The sequence below is a fragment of the Pseudomonas farsensis genome, assembly GCF_014268805.2.
Classification (GTDB): Bacteria; Pseudomonadota; Gammaproteobacteria; order Pseudomonadales; family Pseudomonadaceae; genus Aquipseudomonas; species Aquipseudomonas farsensis.
Genome location: NZ_JABWRF020000001.1, coordinates 1,730,213 through 1,750,014, shown reverse-complemented (window position 1 = coordinate 1,750,014; position 19,802 = coordinate 1,730,213). Strand labels below are relative to the sequence as shown.

Sequence of the window (19,802 nt, the reverse complement as noted above, 5' to 3'; positions counted from 1 at the left end):
GAACGGCTCTGGCAAGCTACATCTCAGGCCCCGACCGGTATCGCTGCAACAGCGAACCGGCAGTGCTCGGGGCCACAGGCTGCATCGCTGGCTCCGGCTCTGCGCCTGCACAACAACGACAGGCACGACCTGTCCCAAGGTGACATATGTCCAACAGCAACATTGGCAATAAACAACCCGCCCTGCGCAAACCCGTCGTATTGATGACCATGGGCAGCCAGGAGCGCAAAGGCCATGACTATCAGGTCATGACCCACAAATACATCACCCCGCTGGTCGAGTTTTCCGAGTGCGTGCCGGTGCTGGTGCCCACCTGCTGCGGCATCGACGACCTTGAGTCGTACCTGGACATGGCCGACGGCGTTTACCTCACCGGCGCGGGCAGCAACATCGACCCGGCCCTCTACGGCCAGGAAAACCAAACGCCAGGCAAAGGCCAGGACCCACAGCGCGACTTGTTCGATATCCCGCTGGTCAAGGCCGCCCTCAAGCGTGGCCTGCCCATTTTCGGCGTGTGCCGCGGCATGCAGGAAATCAACGTGGCGCTGGGCGGTGACATTTACCAGAAGGTCTACGCCGAGCCGGGTTTCAATGACCACCGCGAAAACCCCGAAGACCCGGTCGAGGTGCAGTATGCCCAAGTGCATGCGGTGAACATCCAGCCGGGCAGCTGGCTGCAAGACGTGCTCGGCACCGACCAGATCCGTGTCAACTCGCTGCACGGCCAAGGCCTGCGCAACCTGGGCGCTGGCCTTGAGCCTATCGCCCACGCCGAAGACGGCCTGGTTGAAGCCATTCATGGCCCGAGCATTTCGCCCTTCCTGTTCGCGGTGCAGTGGCACCCGGAGTGGCAGGCAGCGAAGAACCCCGACTCGATCAAGATTTTCCAGGCCTTCGGCGACGCTTGCCGGGCCCAGGTGCGCAAGGCCCAGGTCAAGCGCCACCACGCGGCCTGATCAGCCGAAGCTTCGTCAGGCTTTGATCGCGGGGCGGCGCAAGGTCGCCCCTGCTTCCCGGTCACCCTCTGCTGGTCCCAGAACACCTTCCGTGGAAGCGGGCGGCGGGCGTGTGCCTGTCCCCGCGATCTTTTTTCTTTTTTTGAAGAGATACGATGACTCACTTGATGAGTCGTTGCGATGGGCTGTGGCCGCTCTGCGCCTGGGCTGGCGCCATGGCGGGGCAAGCCCGCTGCCACGCTGGAATACCGTTCATAAGGCGGAAAGGGGAAAAAAATGCTGAGGGGGACTAGTCATCTGCTAGGTTGTACGATAACTTACCTCCAACGCAGAACAACAACCTTCACCCCAAGCGCCACAGGATGCTAACAACAATGAATCCACAAGAACTGAAATCCATCCTCTCCCACGGCCTGCTGTCTTTCCCGGTCACCGACTTCAATGCCCAGGGCGACTTCCACCAGGCTGGCTACATCAAGCGTCTGGAATGGCTCGCCCCTTACGGTGCCAGCGCGCTGTTCGCCGCCGGCGGTACCGGTGAGTTCTTCTCCCTGGCCGCCAGCGAGTACAGCCAGGTGATCAAGACTGCGGTCGACACCTGCGCAACATCGGTACCGATTCTGGCCGGCGTTGGTGGCTCCACCCGCCAGGCCATCGAATACGCTCAAGAAGCCGAGCGCCTGGGCGCCAAGGGCCTGCTGCTGCTGCCGCACTACCTGACCGAAGCCAGCCAGGACGGCGTTGCCGCCCACGTTGAGGCCGTGTGCAAGTCGGTCAACATCGGCGTAGTGGTCTACAACCGTAACGTCTGCCGCCTGAACGCCGACCTGCTGGAGCAACTGGCCGAACGCTGCCCGAACCTGATCGGCTACAAGGACGGCCTGGGCGATATCGAGCTGATGGTTTCGATCCGCCGTCGCCTGGGCGACCGTTTCAGCTACCTGGGCGGCCTGCCGACCGCAGAAGTGTATGCTGCGGCCTACAAAGCCTTGGGTGTGCCGGTTTACTCCTCGGCCGTGTTCAACTTCGTACCGAAGACCGCGATGGACTTCTACCACGCCATCGCCCGCGAAGATCACGAAACCGTTGGCAAGTTGATCGACGATTTCTTCCTGCCCTACCTGGAAATCCGTAACCGCAAAGCTGGCTACGCGGTGAGCATCGTCAAGGCTGGCGCCAAACTCGCCGGTTACGATGCAGGCCCCGTGCGTACCCCGCTGACCGACCTGACCGCACAAGAGTACGAGATGCTCGCAGCGCTGATGGACAAGATGGGCCCGCAAGGCCTGTGATGCTCCGGACTCGCTAAGCGGTCCATCGTAGCCAGGGCTGGCTCTCCACGGATGATGTGGGGGCTGGCACCTGCCTGCGATGGGCCTTGAGGCGGTTCCCGCACCCTGCCCTGGTGCGACATACAATTCGAAAGCCCGCAAAAAAAATAACTAGTGGGAGTTACCAGCATGCAAGCGAAAAAGACGCATGTGCGCTACCTGATCCTGTTGATGCTGTTCCTGGTGACCACCATCAACTATGCAGACCGCGCCACCATTGCCATTGCCGGCTCCAGCCTGCAAAAAGACCTTGGCATTGACGCCATCACCCTCGGCTACATCTTCTCGGCGTTCGGCTGGGCCTACGTGGCGGGTCAGATTCCTGGCGGTTGGCTGCTCGACCGCTTCGGCTCGAAAAACGTCTACGCCTTCAGTATTTTCACCTGGTCGCTGTTCACCCTGCTGCAAGGTTTCGTCGGCGGCCTGCCGATCGCCTGGGCAGTGGTAACCCTGTTCACCCTGCGTTTCCTGGTCGGTTTCGCCGAAGCGCCATCGTTCCCCGGTAACGCGCGCATCGTCGCGGCCTGGTTCCCGACCCAGGAACGCGGCACTGCCTCGGCGATTTTCAACTCGGCGCAGTACTTCGCCACCGCCCTGTTTGCTCCGATCATGGGCTGGATCGTGTTCACCTTCGGCTGGGAGCACGTGTTCGTGGTCATGGGCGTGCTTGGCATCCTGTTCTCCGGTGTCTGGCTCAAGACCATCTACAACCCTCGTCAGCACCCGCGCATCAGCCCCGCAGAGCTTGAGCACATCGAGCAGAATGGCGGCCTGGTCGACATGGACCAGAAACGCGGCAACGATGGCCCGAAATGGGGCTACATCAAGCAACTGCTGACCAGCCGCATGCTGCTGGGCGTCTACCTGGGCCAGTACTGCATCAACGCCATCACCTACTTCTTCCTGACCTGGTTCCCGGTGTACCTGGTGCAGGAGCGCGGCATGACCATCCTCAAGGCCGGCATCATCGCCTCCTTGCCGGCTATCTGCGGCTTCATCGGTGGGGTGCTCGGTGGCGTGCTGTCCGACTGGCTGCTGCGCCGCGGCAACTCGCTGACCTTCTCGCGCAAGCTGCCGATCGTCTGCGGCCTGTTGCTGTCCACCACCATGGTGTTCTGCAACTATGTCGACGCTGAATGGATGGTGGTGGGCTTCATGACCCTGGCCTTCTTCGGCAAAGGCATCGGTGCACTGGGCTGGGCCGTGGTTGCAGACACCTCGCCCAAGCAGATCGCCGGCCTGTCGGGTGGTTTGTTCAACACCTTCGGCAACATCGCCTCGATCACCACGCCTATCGTGATCGGCTACATCATCAACGCCACCGGCTCGTTCAAGTGGGCCCTGGTGTATGTCGGCGCCAACGCACTGGTGGCGGTGTTCAGCTACGTGGTGATTGTCGGCCCGATCAAGCGCATCGAGCTCAAGGATGTGCCCAAGGATGCACCAGCACCCAAGGCAGAACTTGCCGGCTCCCGTCCGTAACTGAAATACCCCGGCGCCCGTCATACGGCGCCGGTGGCCGTATAAAAGCCTGAAAGAAATGACAAGAAGGGCCTGACCATGCAGTTGATCGAACATTCCGAGTCGCCCCGCTACGTCCGCCTGCACGATGACGACAACGTCGTGGTGGTGGTCAACGACGGTGGTCTGGGCGAAGGCGCCCGTTTCGCCGACGGCCTGACCCTGGTTGAAGGCGTGCCACAAAGCCATAAGGTCGCCACCGTCGACATCGAACAAGGCGCCCCGGTGCGCCGCTACGGCCAGATCATCGGCTACGCCCGTGAGCACCTGCTGCAAGGCAGTTGGGTCAAGGAAGATCAACTGGACATGCCGGCAGCGCCCGAACTCGACAGCCTGCCACGCTGCGATGCCGTCCCCGCGCCGCTGCCAGCGCTCCAAGGCTTTACCTTCGAGGGCTACCGCAACGCCGACGGCACTGTCGGCACCCGCAACATCCTTGGCATCACCACCACCGTGCAGTGCGTGACCGGCGTACTGGACCACGCCGTCAAGCGCATCCGCAGCGAACTGCTGCCCAAATACCCCAACGTCGACGACGTGGTCGCCCTCACCCACAGCTACGGCTGCGGCGTGGCAATCAACGCCCGCGACGCCTACATCCCGATCCGTACCGTGCGCAACCTGGCGCGCAACCCGAACCTGGGCGGCGAAGCCTTGGTGATCAGCCTGGGCTGCGAAAAACTCCAGGCCGGCCAGGTGATGCACGAAGGCGACCCATCGGTAGACCTCAGCGAGCCGTGGCTGTACCGCTTGCAGGACGCATCGCTGGGCTTCGTCGAGATGATCGAGCAGATCATGCAGCTGGCCGAAACCCGCCTGAAAAAGCTGAACCAGCGCCGCCGCGAGACCGTTCCGGCCAGCGAGCTGATTCTGGGCATGCAATGCGGCGGCAGTGACGCCTTCAGCGGCATCACCGCCAACCCGGCACTGGGCTACGCCGCCGACCTGCTGGTGCGCGCCGGCGCCACGGTGCTGTTCTCGGAAGTGACCGAGGTGCGCGACGCCATCTACATGCTCACCTCGCGCGCCGAAACGCCGGAAGTGGCCGAAGCGCTGGTGCGCGAGATGGACTGGTACGACCGCTACCTGCAACAGGGCGCAGCCGACCGCAGCGCCAACACCACGCCTGGCAACAAAAAGGGCGGGCTGTCGAACATCGTCGAAAAATCGCTGGGGTCGATCGTCAAATCCGGCAGCGGCGCCATTCAAGGCGTGGTCGGCCCTGGCGAGCGCGTTTCGCGCAAGGGGCTGATCTTCTGCGCAACCCCGGCCAGCGACTTTGTCTGCGGCACCCTGCAACTGGCTGCCGGCATGAACCTGCATGTGTTCACCACTGGCCGCGGCACCCCCTATGGCCTGGCCATGGCGCCGGTGGTGAAAGTCTGCACCCGCACCGAGCTTGCACAGCGCTGGCCGGACCTTATCGATATCGACGCCGGGCGCATCGCCAGCGGCCGTTCGAGCATCGAGGAGCTAGGCTGGGAACTGTTCCATTACTACCTGGACGTGGCCAGCGGCCGCAAACAGACCTGGGCCGAAAAACACGCATTGCACAACGACATCACCCTGTTCAACCCGGCGCCAATCACCTGATGCCCGGCGCCTGCCCGATTTCCCAGTGTGTCGCGACCGTTATGGGGCCCGCCCCCACAACGGTCAAGCGAACCTGCCCCAATAGCATTCTTCCTTCAGCTACTACAGGAGCACACCATGCCTGAGATTCTCGGCCACAACTTCATCAATGGTCAGCGCAGCGCCGCCGGCCAGCAACGCCTGCAGAGCCTGGACGCCACCACCGGCGAAGCCCTGCCCTACAGCTTCGCCCAGGCCCTGGAAAGCGAAGTAGACCAGGCCGCCCAGGCCGCCGCCGCGGCCTTTGTCGAGTTCCGCCAACTGGCGCCTGCGCGCCGCGCTGAATTCCTCGAAGCCATCGCCGCCGAACTGGACGAGCTGGACGACAGCTTCGTGGCCATCGTCTGCCGCGAAACCGCGCTGCCGGCTGCCCGTATCCAGGGCGAACGTGGCCGCACCAGCGGCCAGATGCGCCTGTTCGCCCAAGTGCTGCGCCGTGGCGACTACCTCGGTGCACGCATCGACCTGGCCCTGCCAGAGCGCCAGCCGCTGCCACGCGTAGACCTGCGTCAGATGCGCATTGGCGTAGGCCCGGTGGCCGTGTTCGGCGCCAGCAACTTCCCGCTGGCGTTCTCGACCGCAGGCGGTGACACCGCAGCCGCCCTGGCTGCCGGCTGCCCGGTGGTGTTCAAGGCCCACAGCGGCCACATGGCCACCGCCGACCTGGTCGGTTGCGCCATCGTCCGCGCCGCCGAACGCACCGGCATGCCCAAGGGCGTGTTCAACATGGTGTTCGGTGGCGGGGTCGGCGAATGGCTGGTCAAGCACCCGGCCATTCAGGCAGTGGGCTTCACCGGTTCGCTCAAAGGCGGTGACGCCCTGTGCCGCATGGCCGCCGAGCGCCCGCAACCGATCCCGGTATTCGCCGAGATGTCCAGCATCAACCCGGTGATCGTGCTGCCTGGCGCACTGGCCAAGCGTGGCGAGGCAATCGCCCGTGAACTGGCAGGTTCGGTGTGCATGGGCGCTGGTCAGTTCTGCACCAACCCAGGCATGGTCATTGGCCTGCAGTCCCCCGCCTTCACCCAGCTGCTGGGCGAACTGGGCCAGCACCTGGACCAGCAAGCCGGTCAGACCATGCTCAATGCCGGCGGCCTGCGCAGCTACGTGGGTGGGCTTGAACACCTGCATGCCCATGCCGGCATCGAGCACCTGGCAGGCCAGGCACAGGAAGGCAGCCAGGCACGCGCCCAGCTGTTCAAGGCTGATGCCAGCCTGCTGGTAAACGCTGACCCGCTGCTGCAGGAAGAAGTGTTTGGCCCGACCACGGTCGCAGTCGAAGTGGCGGACAACGCGCAACTGCGCGCTGCCCTGCAAGGCCTGCGTGGCCAACTGACCGCCACGCTGATCGGTGAAGCCGAGGACTTCGAGGCCTTCGCCTGGCTGGTGCCGCTGCTGGAAGAAAAAGTGGGCCGTATTCTGGTCAACGGCTACCCGACTGGCGTTGAAGTGTGCGATGCCATGGTCCACGGCGGCCCATACCCCGCCACTTCCGATGCCCGTGGCACCTCGGTCGGCACCCTGGCCATCGACCGCTTCCTGCGCCCGGTGTGCTACCAGAACTACCCACAGGCCCTGCTGCCAGAAGCGCTGCGCGACACCAACCCGCTTGGGCTGCGACGGCTGGTCAATGGCAAGTGGAGTGAGGCGGCGATCTGATCGCTCGCTTTGGATCGACGAGGGCCGCTTTGCGGCCCTTTTTGCGTTTTAAGGCTGGGGCAGATGGATGTGTTCATCCCTGCAGGGGCTGCCTTGTGCCGCGATGGGCTGCGCAGCAGCCACAAATCAACGCCATCGCAGGGTTTCAGTCCCCCTGCGCTTCAGCCTCTTCATGGGCCTGACGCAAACGCTCACGGCTGTTGCTCAGGTGCAGGCGCATGGCCATTTTCGCCCCCTCGGTATCACGCCGGGCAATCGCCTCGAAGATCGCTTCGTGTTCGTGCACCAAGCGGCCCATGTAATGGGCCTGGTCATCATGGGCCAGACGCGCCGAATTCAACCGGGTACGCGGGATGATGCTGGTGCCCAGGTGATGGATGATGTCGGCAAAGTAGTGGTTGCCACTGGCCTGGGCGATGCGCAGGTGGAACTGGAAGTCCGCCGACACTGCATCAGAGGCGTGCGCCGCCCCTTCATTGAGCTCATCGAGCGCAGCGCGCATGCCTGCCAGTTCTTCATCGCTACGGCGCAATGCCGCAAGGCCGGCTGATTCGATTTCCAGGGCGATGCGCAGCTCCAGCACCGAGAGCACCTCGCGCAGGGTGACGATGGTCGCGGGGTCGATACGGAAACCGCCGCTGCTGGGCGTATCGAGCACGAAGGTGCCGATGCCGTGGCGTGTCTCGACCTGGCCTGCGGCCTGCAGGCGCGAGATGGCCTCACGCACCACAGTGCGGCTGACGCCTTCCTCGACCATGATCTGCGATTCGGTGGGAAGCTTGTCGCCGCGCTTGAGCTGGCCACTGCGAATGCGCTCGGTCAGCACCGTGACCAGTTCCTGCGCCAGACTGCGCGGCTTGCGCCGGGTGCGTGGCTGTACCTGCTGCTCTGTCATGCCCTGTACGTTTAGTAGTGATAGACGGCGTAATGATAGCGCATGCAGTTGTACGATCACATATGCGCCTGTGTATTTAATGCGCAGCGGCTTGGGGACTTCAAAGTGCTGGCCCCCTGCTACCGCAACACAGGGCAAACTCCGTTTTCCTTCAGACGCTTAGGACAGCAACATGCGGGTATTTCTAGCAACTGTCGCCGGCTGCCTGCTGGCCGCAACCGCCTTCAGCGCCCAGGCCCGGGCCTTGAGCCAGAACGAACGGCAGGTGTGCGGCTGGGGCGCGCAGATTGCCGCCGAGGCGCAACAGGCCAAGCTTTCCGGGGTTACGTTGTACGCCACCCGCAAGAAACTTCAGGCGCGCAAATTCAGCAAACCATGGATGCGCATGACCGCCTTCGGCATTACCGAACAGACCTACAACAGCCGATCGCGGCTCAAGCCAGCGGCGATCAAGCAAACGTACTACGAACAATGCGCCCAGCACGCGGTAGCAAAGAAATAATTAAATAGAATCAAATAGTTAGAGTTACAAACTAAAGTCTATTACTAACTTTACCAGGGGCGCGCCGCCAGGGCGCGCCCTCCTTGAAAACACCTTCCAGCCACGCCTTGAATGCCTGCAAGGCTGCCGTGTTCAGCCGCGCTGATGGCCGAACCAGGTAAATGCCCGCCGCGACGTCCAGTTGCCAGCCCGGCAGCACCCGCTGAAGCAACCCCGCCTGCATATCCTCGACCATCAGCCAGTCACCGCCGGCCAGAATCCCTACCCCACGCCGTGCGGCCTCAAGCAAGGCCTCGTTATCGTTGCCACGCAAGTTACCGGCCACCTTGACGCTGAACTGCCGCCCTTCACTGGTGAGCCGCCATTCAGGAAACGAACGTAAGCCACTGAAACCCAAACAATTGTGCGCACTCAAATCGGCAGGCTGCTGCGGTACTCCGTGCTTGGCCAGATAACCCGGCGCTGCGCAGAGGATGCGCCGGTGATCACAGAGTTTGCTGGCCACCAGGCGGTTGTCCGCTAGCTCACCGATGCGGATGGCGGCATCGAAGCCTTCGCCAACCAGGTCCACGAAGCGGTCGGCATATTCCGCCTCCACCGTGACCTGCGGGTAGGCCAGCACGAAGTCGGCAATCACGCCGCTCAGCCAGCGTCGGCCCATGGCGGCCGGCAATGCCAGGCGCAAACGGCCGCGCACCTGGGCCGCGCCCTCGGCGGCCTCCTGCTCGGCCTCATCAATCAGCCTGCTGGCAAGGCGCAGCCGCTCAACCAGGCGCTCCCCTTCATCGGTAAAGCGCAACTGCCGGGTGGTACGCTCGACCAGGCGAATACCCAAACGCTGTTCCAGCGTACCCAAACGGCGCGACAGCACCGAAGGATGCCGCTCCAGCTGGCGGCCGGCAGCGGCGAACGAGCCCTGCTCGTGCAGGGCCAGCAACGTAGCGATTTCGTCGGCCCGGCGGCTGTCGAAGGGGTCCATGGCAAGGCTCGTGTGGCTCAGGGGGTGAGAATCAGCGCGCCTTCGGTTCGCCCCTGCTCCAGGTCCTCATGGGCCCGGGCAGCGTCGGCCAACGGGTAGCTACGCCAGATGCGCGCCTGGATGATACCTGCGCCCAGCGCTGCCAGCACCTCGCTTGCACGGGCCTGGTATTCCTCGGGCGTGCGGGTATGGGCGGCCAGGGAGGGCCGGGTGACAAACAACGAGCCCTTGGCGTTGAGGGTCGCCATCGCGATGGCGGCGGGTGCGCCCGAGGTGCCCCCTAAGGACACCAGCAAGCCGCGCGGGCGCAGGCTGTCGAGGGAAGCTTCCAGCGAGACTCGGCCAACGCTGTCGTAAACCACGTCCACACCCTGCCCCGCAGTCAGCTCGCGCACTTGCGCGGCCAAGGTCACCGCGTCGAACACCAGCACATGGTCGCAACCGGCGGCCTGGGCGCGGGCAACGCTTTGCGGGCGCGATACCACACCGATCACGCTTGCCCCAAGGTGCTTGGCCCACGGCACCATCAACTGCCCCAGCGCACCGGCCGCGCCGTAGATCAACACCCGCGTACCGGGCCCGACCGGGTAGGTGCTGGTCAGCAGGTATTGCGCAGTAATGCCCTTGAACAACACCGCCGCTGCCTGCTCGTCGCTCACCCCATCGGGCAGCTTCACCAGGCGCTCGGCCGGAAACAGCCGGCCACTGGCGTAGCCACCCACAGGCCCGGTGGCGTAACCCACCCGGTCACCGGCCTGCACGCTTGTCACGCCAGCGCCTACTGCGCTTACCCGGCCTGCCCCTTCAAGGCCCAGCCCGCAAGGCAAGGGCAATGCCGCACCGCCCTTGCGCTGCAGGACGTCCAGCGGGTTGACGCCGATAGCACTCTGCTCCAGCCAGACTTCGCCGGGGCCGGGCTGCTGAACGGGGGTGTCCTGCAACTGCAACACTTCAACGCCGCCGGTTTGCTGCAGCACGATTCGCTTTGCCATGGTGGTTTCCTCAACGTTCGATCAGTGGGCTCAGCCTAGGCTGCTGCACCAAAGCGAACAATCAGGGCTGCTGCAGATCATTCGTGCACTGCCCGCACTAATGATTTCAGCGTTTGCGCGCAACCACCCCAAAGGCCATGTCACCGATGTAGATACCCTTGGACTGACGGCGCTCCGCATCGAGGCGCGCCTGCAGGGTATCAATCGCTACTTGCCGCGCCGTCGCCACACCATGGGCGATGATGCGCGGCAGGCATGCCCGGACGATGTCAGCCAAGGCGTAGGCAATTTCGGGGGTTTGCACCAGCGCCTCGGCGCGCAGGTCTTCGATGTCCAGCCCGGCATCGGCAAAAACAGGCTGAAGGTTGAAGCCGATATGCAGGTCGGCGCCCTCTTTGGCCAGCATGCCCTGCAGCCATTTTTGCGCTTTGCGGTGCAGCGGGAACGGTGCAAGGCTGGCCGGCGTGAGGGTGCTGTCATGTTCCTGGAAGACCATCACCCCACCGGGCAGCAGGTACTTGGCCAAACCGCGCACAGCCTTCACCGGGTCCGCCTGATACATCAGCACCCGGCGCCCGACGATGGCGTCGAACAGCCCAAGGCTGGCTGGCAGCGCATGCAGGTCGCAGGCGATGAACTCAGGCGGCCTGGCGCCCTTGGGCGTCTGCCGCTGCCGCGCCTGATACAGCGCGGATTCAGCCTGGTCGATACCGACCACAGCACCATCAAGCCCCACCAGGCGTGCCAGCAACCAACTGACATCACCACTGCCACAGCCGACATCGAGCACACGCATGCCTGGGCCGATCTGCGCGTCCTGCAGCAAGCGCGTGGTGAAATCAGCTTTCGCAAGTGCCATGCCGTGCTCCTTCGCGAGGGAGCGCCAGTGTGCCGAGGCCTGGGGGCCGGGCACAAGGCGTAATCACTGATCGCCCAGCAAATGCAGTTCACCGTCGCGGTACAGCACTTCACGCCCAACCCAACTGGCGTCAACCTGTGGCAGCACCGCCGAGGGCTTGCGCAACTCGCGCAGCAGCGTGGAGCCATGGGACAAACGCCCGCCCATGCGCGCGATCACCGCCCGAGCCGCCTGGTAGTCGGCATGCCGGCCCGGATCAAGGGCATCCTCAAGCAGGATGTCCTGGCCCAGAACGCCTTGCACCTGGCCCGGGTAGATCATGAAGCCGCTGGCCTGCTCGGCGCCGTCGCGCCCGTCCTGCCAGAAACTGCCGGTGCGGCTGCGCGCCTGCGGATGCGGGCCGAACCAGTACCCTCGGTCGGCCTGGGGCATGGCGTGGTGCAGGCGCATGAAGATGCGCATGAGGTTGTCGCGGTACCACTCACGCACCTGCAAGTAGTAGCCGCGCATGCCCGGCAGGCCCAGGCGATGGGCAAGCCTCGCCCGGCGCGGCCACGCCGGCAGCGCTTGCAGTGGCAGTTCTGCAGTCACCGGGCGTGGCGTGGCCGGGTCGGTCTCCCACGGCAGGCGGTGGGGCTGCTGATGCACATTGTCATAAGCGGTTGGCGGTCGCCCAAGCAACGGCCCGCCGCTGCTGGCAAGCGCAGTAGCGATGCACAGGTTGCCCTGTACCACGAACACGTAGAAGCGGCAGAACCAATCAGCCAACTGCTGGCCATCGGCGCCGTCCTTGCACAGTTGTGCCAGCTCCTGGTCGAAACGCTGCAAGCCAGGCGCGAGCGTTTGCAGGTGCGCACGCGCCTTGTGCTGCATGCGCAGCAAGCGCGGCGCAGCCCTGAGCAGGCGCAACGGGCGCCAAGGCAGATGCGGCGCGGCCCCGCCCACCTCACCGGCATAGCTGGCCGAGGCGATGCCCCAGTCAGCCAGACGGGCCAGGAACAGATCGTTGTTGATGTAGGAGGCGCCGTCATACAGCGCCGTGAAGGGTTCATTGTCCTGCAAGACACGGCTGTCCCAACGCGCCATCACCGCGGGAATACTGGCGGCAGCGCGGCGCTGGGCATATTCGACGAAACGGCTGGGTTGCGGCGGCAGAATTTCGCCGATATTGGCCGCCGTCAGGTGGCGACGCCAGCCGTGTTCGCTGATCGGGCGGTATTGCAGCAGCCACAGCTGTTGGCCATCCCACGCCCACTCGACATCGCCGGGCACGTAATGAAACACCTTGAGCACACCTTGCAGGAAGCCCCACAGCCGCTCTGCGCTCAAACCCTGCAGCGTTGCAAAGCGCCCGCTCTGCCATGCGCTGCCAAGGCGTGAAAGGACCGCGCGCTGCGGCGAAGCACGGCCATCAGCAAGCGCCTCAAGGTGGCCTTCGACCCATTCCAGCTCAACGGCCAAGTGGCGCACGAAGGCAATGCCGGAGACCTGCGGGTTGATAAAGCGCTGCACCACGACTTCTTCGACGCCCATGCCACGCAGGTCGGCGACCCGTGGCGCCACTTCAACGGCGGGCACACGCAGGTAGGTGGTGCTAAGGCCTGCATTGGCGGCATCGGCTTGATCCTCGCCGTAGCTCGATGAGCGCACCGCCCAAGTGACGCCGGGCGTGGCTGCAAGCAACGCGCTCAAACGCGGGTCGGCAGGGTCTTCCAAGGTCAGCGCCTGCGGCACCGGCTGCCCGGCAAGCTGCGCCAGACGCAGCCGCCCGCCCTTGGTGTGGGCGACGAAGCCGGCCTCAGCCGAGTCCAGCCAAGCGGCAAAGGTTGCGGGTGCATCGATCCACGGATAATGCCCCCAGCCAGGTTGCAAGCTTACCCGCAGGTCTGCCCGCGCAAGGATTGCCGACCACGCCGCAGCCTGGGCAATGCCCAGCAGCCTGTCCTGGTCTCCCCAGACCAACTCGACCGGGTCTGTCACCCACTCAAGCAGGGTCAGCGCGTTGTCCGCTCGCAACTGCTCCCAGGACGGCACAAACGCACGGCACCGCGCATAACCGCGCCCCATGCGCAGGTATTGCCCAGGGGTCCAGCGCAGGCGTGAAAACTTATGGGCAAACCGCTCTGGATAGTGGCTCAACAACCAATGAATGGCCGTACGCAAAGGCCGCGGCGACATCAGTGCCGGCAGCCTGCGCTGCCACAAAAACGCCCCCACTGGCGCCAGCAGCACACTGCGCGCGAAGTGCCCAGGGCGCCGTTGCAGGGCGTGCAGCACGATCAGCCCGCCGACCCCCACGGCCATGATCGCCTGCCCAGGCTCGGTCAGCGCCAGTAGCGCATCGGCGTAGCCCCCCAGGTCATCACAAGGCGGCTGCGGGTTATCGCCGAACCCCGGCAGCTCCAATGGCTGCACCCGGTACGTGTGAAAATGCACCAACGCGTCGTCCCACCAATCGGCGGCACTGCCGTTACCGGCCAGCAGGTACATCAAGGGCTTGCTCATCGGCACGATCACATCCTTTGGCTCAGGCGACACGGTCATGGCGGCGCAACCAGTAAAGCGGTGGCAGCAAGGCCAGCAGTGCCAGGCCGTCGACCAGCAGGTGCGACCACATGCCCACCTGCAACGACACCACGATGTCCTGTGGCGCCCACAGCAACAGGCCAGCCATCAGCCAGCCCCAGGCGGCGCTGCTGCGGTAGCGGTCGGCCAGCCGGACCAGCGCCAGCATGTACAACGCGTAGCTTTGCAGCGTGGCCCCAAACAGTGCCACCCACCAGACTTGCTGGCTGTGGCCCGCTGCCGGCGCCGCCTGGCCCCAGAACGCCAGCTCAAGCGACAGCAGGTAACCGCTGAGCAGGCCTGTATTGCCGGCCCAGGTCAGCAGCAGGCCACCCAGCAGATGCAAAACCGCAACGGCTTGCAACCAGAGGATCAGTTTACGGCGGAGGGTCATCGCGGCTCCCTGGGGCGCAACATGGCGCGGTAGGCGATATCCAGTGCAACGGCGAGCAACATCAGGCCACCATTGAGCCCTGCGGTCAGCGTGCCGCGCAGAGGGTGGTCAGGCAACAGCCAGACGAGCACCAGCGCGGTCATCAGCACAGTGGCGACCAGGCGCGCCTTGAGGTTACTGACGAAAATCAGCGCCAGGTTAAGCACCACGAAGAGGTTGAGCAAAAAATGCAGGGTCATGCCCAAGGCATAGCCGGTGCGCCGTGGCACACCGTAGATGCCGGTGTAGATATCCCAGGCCAGGCCCCACAGGAGTGGGTAGGCAATGCACGCCAGCACATGGCCAGCCGCCCGAGCCAACCACGGCATACGTACGAAACACGCCTTGGCCCGCAATGCCAACGCTGTCATCAGGCCACCCGCTGGTTGAGGTAATAGGTGCCCACGGCATGCAACACCGGCATGCACAACATGGCCAGCACGCACAGCACGCGGTACGCCCGCGCCCGGCGCAGCGGCCCGTAAAGGCCGGCAATCAACACCGCCAGGTTGAACAGCGCCAGGCTGCCGAACAGGTCGCGGTCGGCCAACATGGCCAGGTAGCTGTGCAAAGGGTAGTCGTTCATGGGTGGGTTTCAGTCCGTTGAAGGGTGGCGGGGGCGAATGCTACACGCCTTGAATACGCCACGGGAGAGCCATCGCGGCCTTGTTTGGGGCCGATACCGGCGCTATGGTCGGCAACTGCCCTGCCGCTGACACAAGGACCACTGCCCATGCCCCGCCCCAACGCCATGCTGCTAGCCCTTGCCGCAGTGCTGGCTGCCCCGCCGCTGCTGGCCGCCGACCTGCAAAGCGAGGTCGATGCGGCCATTGAGCCGCTGATGCGCGAACATGGCATTGCCGGCATGGCAGTTGCGATCTACGACAACGGCCAGGCCCACTATTTCAACTACGGCTGGGCCAGCAAGCGCGACAAGGTCGCGGTGACCCGCGATACGCTGTTCGAGGTGGGTTCGGTGAGCAAGATCTTCACCGCCACCCTTGTTGCCATGGCCAGCGTCGAAGGCAAGCTGGACCTCGATGCCCCCGCCAGCCAATACCAGCCAGCCCTGGCCGGCAGCGCCATTGGCAGTGCCACGGTGCGTGAGCTTGGCGCGTACAGCGGCGACTGCCTGCCCTTGCAGTTCCCCGATACGGTGCAGACGCCAGAGCAGACATTGGCCTTTTTCCAACACTGGCAGCGACGTAGCGAGCGCGGCAGCCAGCGTTGCTATTCCAACCCGAGCCTGGGGCTGTTTGGCGACTTGGCTGCCCGTGCCCAGCAACAACCTTTCGCCCAGGTGATGACAGAGAATGTGCTGCCGCGCCTAGGCCTGCAGCACACCTGGCTGGAAGTACCGGCAAACGACCGCGGGCTGTATGCCCAAGGCTATGACGCCGATAACAAGCCCGTGCGCGTGGGGCCAGGCCCTTACGCCGAGCAAGCCTACGGCATCAAGACCAGCGCCAGCGACCTGTTGCACTTCGTGCAGTTGCAACTGCAGCCCGCCCCGCGCGATGCCGCCGTGCGCCAGGCAATTGCCATCACCCAAGGCGGTTATTTCGAAGTGGGCGCCATGACTCAAGGCCTGGGCTGGGAGCGCTACCCCTACCCGGTCAGCCTGGAGACCTTGCTTGTCGGCAACAGCGCGGCAATGATCCGGGAACCCCAGGCCACTCGCCCCATCACCCCGGCGCTGCCCGCAGAGCCTGCCGCCTGGTACAACAAGACCGGCGCCACCAATGGCTTTGGCGCCTATGTCGCATTTGTGCCAGCCCGGCAGGTAGGCATCGTCATCCTGGCGAACCGCAACTACCCCAACGAGGCACGCGTACGCGCCGCCTATCGCATTCTGTCCAGCATGGAGCAATGAAGATGTTGAAGATTCTCGGCAAGGCCTCGTCGATCAACGTGCGCAAGGTGTTGTGGGCGTGCAGCGAACTAGGCCTGGGCTACGAACGCGAGGACTGGGGTAGCGGCTTTCAGCCCACAGACACGCCTGCCTTCCTGGCCTTGAACCCAAACGCCATGGTGCCAGTCATCGTCGATGGCTATTTCGTGCTGTGGGAGTCCAACACCATCCTGCGCTACCTGGCCAACCAGCACGGCGGCGCGCACTTGTACCCGGCCGCCCCTCGCGCCCGCGCAGCCGTGGACCAGTGGCTGGACTGGCAGGCCACCGACCTCAACGACGCCTGGCGCTACCCGTTCATGTCTCTGGCGCGCCAGTCACCGGCCCATCAGGACCCCAACCTGCTGGCTGCCGGCTGCGCGTTGTGGAACGCCAGGATGGAGCTGCTGGAAAGCCGCCTGCAGGCCACCGGTGCCTACGTTGCCGGTGCCGATTTCAGCCTTGCCGATGTGGTGATCGGGCTGTCGCTCAACCGCTGGCGGCGCACGCTGACAGAGCGCCCGCACCTGCCGGCGCTTGAGGCTTATCACGCCCGTCTGCGCGAACGCCCAGGCTATCTCGAGCACGGCGACAACGGTTTGGTCTGATAGGCACTGATGGATTGTCCGACAAGATGTAGTGACTAAAAATATTCACTACAAAACCATTGACGCCTTTCTCACAGCTTGTGCATGATGAGGCCGTCTCCCTGATCGGGAGCAGTGGCAAGGGTGTTCCAGACGGCTTGCGCGGTAACGCAGGCCGTTCGTGGAGAGGGAATCTGCCCAGAAGGCAGCGTGTGAAAGCCCCTGTTGCAATGCTGCTGTAGCAGCCTTGGTAGTGCGCTACATAGGTGGCGCCAATGTGAACTTCACCTTCGAACTTCACCAACAAATGAGCGTAATGGGGGCTTTATGATGAACTTGAACGACAAACCAACCATCGACCAATTGGCTGAGCTGTTCGCTGCACGCAAGGACAGCCTCGACGACCACCTGCTGTGGGTTAGCCAGTCTGGCGAAGTCCGTCTGGACCGCCTGCCGCCTAACACGGTCGAGGACGAGTTCGAATCGCACATGCCGAGCATGCGCGCCCGCTTCAAGGTGTACCGCCGCGGCCAAGGCTACGTCGGCAAGAAAGCAGCCGCCGACACCGGTTTTGTAGGCCGCGTGCTGCAAACCCTGCAACAGGAATGGCCCGACGCCTGTGAGCATCAGGCAGTGAAGGTGATCGAAACCTTGAACTGACCCGGCCTTTCGCACAGCACATCAGCCCGGCCCAAAAGGCCGGGCTTTTTCATGCCTGGCGCCTTTGCGGCAATGTGCTGGGCAGCGGCAATGCACCCGTGGCCAGTGCGCGTGCCCGGTTGACGCCCCATACCAGCGCGCGGGTCATGGTTTCGCCTGGGCGAGCTGGGTAGTACTCCTCGAGCAGCGCCCCGCCCCCTCGTGCGTAGATCCCCAGAAACAGCTGGGTGGCGCCCAGCCGCGACAGCCGCACCTGCACATCTATGCTGGTGCCATCGCTGAGTTCTTCATCGTGGCAGCGGCTATGCAAGTGTGCATCAGCCCACTGCCAGTAGGTTTCTTCCCTGATTCGCATCGGCGTCACTGCTCCATTTGATCGAATGCCGCGCAAGGAGAGCACAGTTGCCAACGCGCCGCGAGCGCGACCCGCAAAAAACCTGCGCAGGGTCAACAAACCGTTGGAAAACCTGCCGTTGGGCGGTTTTGTGCACCCCATATGCAACTGGGGCTGCAGAGGCAGCCCCAAGTGGGTGTGGAATGAACGGTTACTTTTTAGCGGGCAGGCGCGGCGTGAAGCGGCCCTTCTTGCTGCGCTGCAAATGTGCCGGCTGCAGCTGTTCGGAATCGTCCAGAGTCATGTTGGCAAAGCCCAGCCGTACCGCCGCCTGGCCACAGCGCACCTGACTGTTGATCGGAAATGAATCGTTCAAGTCTTCGAAGTAGGATTCGCTCATGCCCTTGTCTCCCTCAACTGATGACCGTGCCGGCAAACAACCTGTTTGCCCAGAATTAGCAGCGGCCCCGATGAAATGAGACTAGCCGGTCATTTGCAGACCAGTCGGGCAATAAACCGCTGCCCGACCAATGGCACATTGCCTTATCTGAGCCGCACCGCCGTGCCGGTGGCGAACACTACAACCATGCCACCCTGCACCGAGGGCATGCTGATTTCAAAGTCGACGCCCAGCACGGCATCAGCTTGCAACTGCCGTGCCCGGGCCTTGAGTTCTTCGGTGGCCTGCTCACGCGCCAGCTTTAGCGCGCTCTCCAGGGTTTGCGAGCGGCCCCCGAAGAAGTCGCGAAAACGCGCGAAGAAATCGCGCACGAAGTTGATACCCTGCACCGATTCGGCGCTGACGACACCCAGGTATTCAGCGACGGGCCGACCTTCGAGTTGGCTGGTGGTGGAAATGATCATGGCGATGGCTCCGTTGGCCTGGCAAAGAGGGGCCGAGTCTAACAGAGCCAGGCTAAACAGCTGAGCGGGGGTGTTTGCGTCTGTGTCAACGCGCCGTGGCACTACGCAAGCGCTGGCGCAAACGTGGCCCGAACACATTGATGAGCAAACCGAGCATCACCAGAACGGCACCCCAGCACTGCGCCACACTCAGGCGTTCGCCAAGCAGCAGCGCCGATGAACTCAGGCCGATCACTGGCACCAGCAGCGAAAATGGCGCCACCTTGCCTGCCGGGTGGCGCGACAGCAGCGTGCTCCACAGGCTGTAGCCGAGCATGGTGGCAACGAACGCCAGGTAGATCAGCGCCAGCACCGAAGCCCAGCTGATGTTCAACAGCGCATGGCTGATGACCTGCGGCCCCTCCAGCCACCACGACAAAGCCAGAAACGGCAACGGCGGAATCAGCCCGCCCCAGATCACCAACGCCACCAGATCGACCTGGCCAAAACGCCGGGTGATGATATTGCCCATACCCCACATCGCGCCGCCGCACAGGGTCAGCAGCAAGGCGATCAGCGGAACGTGGCTGCTGTTTTCGCTGCCAATGACGGCAAGCCCCGCTGCCGCCACCAACAGCCCGAGAACACTGGCCACACGCAAGCGCTCCCCGAGGAACAGCGCAGCAAAACCTAGGGTGAAGAACGCCTGGGATTGCAGCACCAGCGAGGCCAGCCCTGGCGGCATGCCGCTGTACATGGCCTGGAACAGGAACGCGAACTGGCCCAAGGAAATGGTGGCGCCATAGGCAATCAGCCAGCGCCACGGCAGGTTCGGGCGCTTGACCAGCAATACCGCAGGGAATGCCACCAAGGTGAAACGCAAGGCACCGAGCAGCATCGGCGGCAGGCCGTCGAGGCCGACCTTGATCACTACAAAATTGACGCCCCAGGCGATGATCACCACCAGGGCGATCAGCAGGTCCTTGACTGGCATTGCACGCATTCCTTCTTCAGGCTTCTATTCGACATATTTCGTAACAGCATAAGGTTATACCCCCGGATCAGACCGATACAGTTCCGCGTACGCATTGCATAACAGTCGGGTGTAACGCCCTGCCCCCACAAGGCTGCGCCCGGCCACTACCTGGGTGGTTGGCTTGGGC

The 19,802-nt window shown here is 63.8% G+C and carries 21 protein-coding genes; 9 read left to right on the top strand and 12 right to left on the bottom strand.

Annotated elements, in window-relative coordinates:
• Positions 1-146: 146 nt before the first annotated feature.
• The 5 genes from HU719_RS08065 to HU719_RS08045 all read left to right on the top strand — a co-directional run bounded on the left by HU719_RS08065 (position 147) and on the right by HU719_RS08045 (position 7,099).
• The gene (locus HU719_RS08065) at positions 147-956 is read left to right on the top strand and encodes a gamma-glutamyl-gamma-aminobutyrate hydrolase family protein (RefSeq protein ID WP_186534641.1); all 810 of its coding nucleotides are present in this window, start codon (positions 147-149) and stop codon (positions 954-956) included.
• Positions 957-1,330: 374 nt separating this feature from the next.
• Positions 1,331-2,248, top strand: coding sequence for a 5-dehydro-4-deoxyglucarate dehydratase (gene kdgD, locus HU719_RS08060; RefSeq protein WP_186516296.1), 918 nt, complete (start codon positions 1,331-1,333; stop codon positions 2,246-2,248).
• 168 nt (positions 2,249-2,416) lie between these two features.
• Positions 2,417-3,769, top strand: a complete 1,353-nt coding sequence (locus tag HU719_RS08055) for a D-galactonate transporter (RefSeq protein ID WP_186534640.1) — start codon at positions 2,417-2,419, stop codon at positions 3,767-3,769.
• 78 nt (positions 3,770-3,847) lie between these two features.
• Positions 3,848-5,401 (top strand): galactarate dehydratase, encoded by a 1,554-nt coding sequence (gene garD, locus HU719_RS08050; RefSeq protein ID WP_186534639.1) that lies wholly within the window; start codon positions 3,848-3,850, stop codon positions 5,399-5,401.
• Positions 5,402-5,518: 117 nt separating this feature from the next.
• Complete coding sequence (locus HU719_RS08045; RefSeq protein WP_186534638.1) at positions 5,519-7,099, top strand: aldehyde dehydrogenase (NADP(+)); 1,581 nt, start codon at positions 5,519-5,521, stop codon at positions 7,097-7,099.
• 145 nt (positions 7,100-7,244) lie between these two features.
• On the opposite strand, the gene HU719_RS08040 is transcribed toward HU719_RS08045, so the two are convergent.
• Positions 7,245-7,994, bottom strand: coding sequence for a FadR/GntR family transcriptional regulator (locus HU719_RS08040; RefSeq protein ID WP_186534637.1), 750 nt, complete (start codon positions 7,992-7,994; stop codon positions 7,245-7,247).
• Between the two features lie 172 nt (positions 7,995-8,166).
• Here HU719_RS08040 and HU719_RS08035 point away from each other — a divergent pair, with 172 nt between their 5' ends.
• The gene (locus HU719_RS08035; RefSeq protein WP_186516282.1) at positions 8,167-8,496 is read left to right on the top strand and encodes a hypothetical protein; all 330 of its coding nucleotides are present in this window, start codon (positions 8,167-8,169) and stop codon (positions 8,494-8,496) included.
• A 31-nt stretch (positions 8,497-8,527) separates the two neighbouring features.
• Here HU719_RS08035 and HU719_RS08030 read toward each other — a convergent pair whose 3' ends face one another.
• From HU719_RS08030 to HU719_RS08000, 7 genes are all read right to left on the bottom strand, one after another.
• A complete protein-coding gene (locus HU719_RS08030; protein WP_186534636.1) occupies positions 8,528-9,475 on the bottom strand; it encodes a LysR family transcriptional regulator in 948 nt (315 codons plus the stop codon).
• A 17-nt stretch (positions 9,476-9,492) separates the two neighbouring features.
• Positions 9,493-10,467: a quinone oxidoreductase family protein gene (locus HU719_RS08025; RefSeq protein ID WP_186534635.1), complete on the bottom strand. Its 975-nt coding sequence runs from the start codon at positions 10,465-10,467 to the stop codon at positions 9,493-9,495.
• Between the two features lie 106 nt (positions 10,468-10,573).
• Entirely contained in the window at positions 10,574-11,326 is a 753-nt protein-coding gene (locus HU719_RS08020; RefSeq protein WP_186534634.1) for a methyltransferase domain-containing protein, read from the bottom strand.
• 63 nt (positions 11,327-11,389) lie between these two features.
• A complete protein-coding gene (locus HU719_RS08015) occupies positions 11,390-13,831 on the bottom strand; it encodes an alpha/beta hydrolase (RefSeq protein WP_186534689.1) in 2,442 nt (813 codons plus the stop codon).
• A gap of 22 nt (positions 13,832-13,853) precedes the next feature.
• The gene (locus HU719_RS08010; RefSeq protein WP_186534633.1) at positions 13,854-14,285 is read right to left on the bottom strand and encodes a cell division protein; all 432 of its coding nucleotides are present in this window, start codon (positions 14,283-14,285) and stop codon (positions 13,854-13,856) included.
• Positions 14,282-14,695 carry a hypothetical protein gene (locus tag HU719_RS08005; RefSeq protein ID WP_186516273.1) on the bottom strand — a complete coding sequence of 138 codons (414 nt, stop codon included), beginning with the start codon at positions 14,693-14,695 and terminating at the stop codon, positions 14,282-14,284. The genes HU719_RS08010 and HU719_RS08005 overlap by 4 nt, the downstream gene beginning before the upstream one ends.
• The gene (locus HU719_RS08000) at positions 14,695-14,910 is read right to left on the bottom strand and encodes a hypothetical protein (RefSeq protein ID WP_186534632.1); all 216 of its coding nucleotides are present in this window, start codon (positions 14,908-14,910) and stop codon (positions 14,695-14,697) included. Before HU719_RS08000 ends, HU719_RS08005 begins: the two co-directional genes overlap by 1 nt.
• 147 nt (positions 14,911-15,057) lie before the next feature.
• Here HU719_RS08000 and ampC point away from each other — a divergent pair, with 147 nt between their 5' ends.
• The 3 genes from ampC to HU719_RS07985 all read left to right on the top strand — a co-directional run bounded on the left by ampC (position 15,058) and on the right by HU719_RS07985 (position 17,462).
• On the top strand, positions 15,058-16,197 hold the full coding sequence (gene ampC / locus HU719_RS07995; RefSeq protein ID WP_186516268.1) for a class C beta-lactamase: 1,140 nt from the start codon (positions 15,058-15,060) through the stop codon (positions 16,195-16,197).
• A 2-nt stretch (positions 16,198-16,199) separates the two neighbouring features.
• A complete protein-coding gene (locus HU719_RS07990; protein ID WP_186534631.1) occupies positions 16,200-16,823 on the top strand; it encodes a glutathione S-transferase family protein in 624 nt (207 codons plus the stop codon).
• Between the two features lie 306 nt (positions 16,824-17,129).
• Positions 17,130-17,462 carry a hypothetical protein gene (locus HU719_RS07985; RefSeq protein ID WP_186534630.1) on the top strand — a complete coding sequence of 111 codons (333 nt, stop codon included), beginning with the start codon at positions 17,130-17,132 and terminating at the stop codon, positions 17,460-17,462.
• A gap of 49 nt (positions 17,463-17,511) precedes the next feature.
• Here the strand turns inward: HU719_RS07985 and HU719_RS07980 are convergent, their stop codons facing one another.
• The 4 genes from HU719_RS07980 to HU719_RS07965 form a co-directional block, all read right to left on the bottom strand.
• Positions 17,512-17,817, bottom strand: coding sequence for a hypothetical protein (locus HU719_RS07980; protein WP_186534629.1), 306 nt, complete (start codon positions 17,815-17,817; stop codon positions 17,512-17,514).
• Positions 17,818-18,007: 190 nt separating this feature from the next.
• Positions 18,008-18,196 carry a hypothetical protein gene (locus HU719_RS07975; RefSeq protein ID WP_186516261.1) on the bottom strand — a complete coding sequence of 63 codons (189 nt, stop codon included), beginning with the start codon at positions 18,194-18,196 and terminating at the stop codon, positions 18,008-18,010.
• 143 nt (positions 18,197-18,339) lie between these two features.
• The gene (locus tag HU719_RS07970; protein WP_186534628.1) at positions 18,340-18,660 is read right to left on the bottom strand and encodes a YbjQ family protein; all 321 of its coding nucleotides are present in this window, start codon (positions 18,658-18,660) and stop codon (positions 18,340-18,342) included.
• A gap of 85 nt (positions 18,661-18,745) precedes the next feature.
• Positions 18,746-19,633: an EamA family transporter gene (locus HU719_RS07965; protein WP_186534627.1), complete on the bottom strand. Its 888-nt coding sequence runs from the start codon at positions 19,631-19,633 to the stop codon at positions 18,746-18,748.
• Positions 19,634-19,802: the final 169 nt, after the last annotated feature.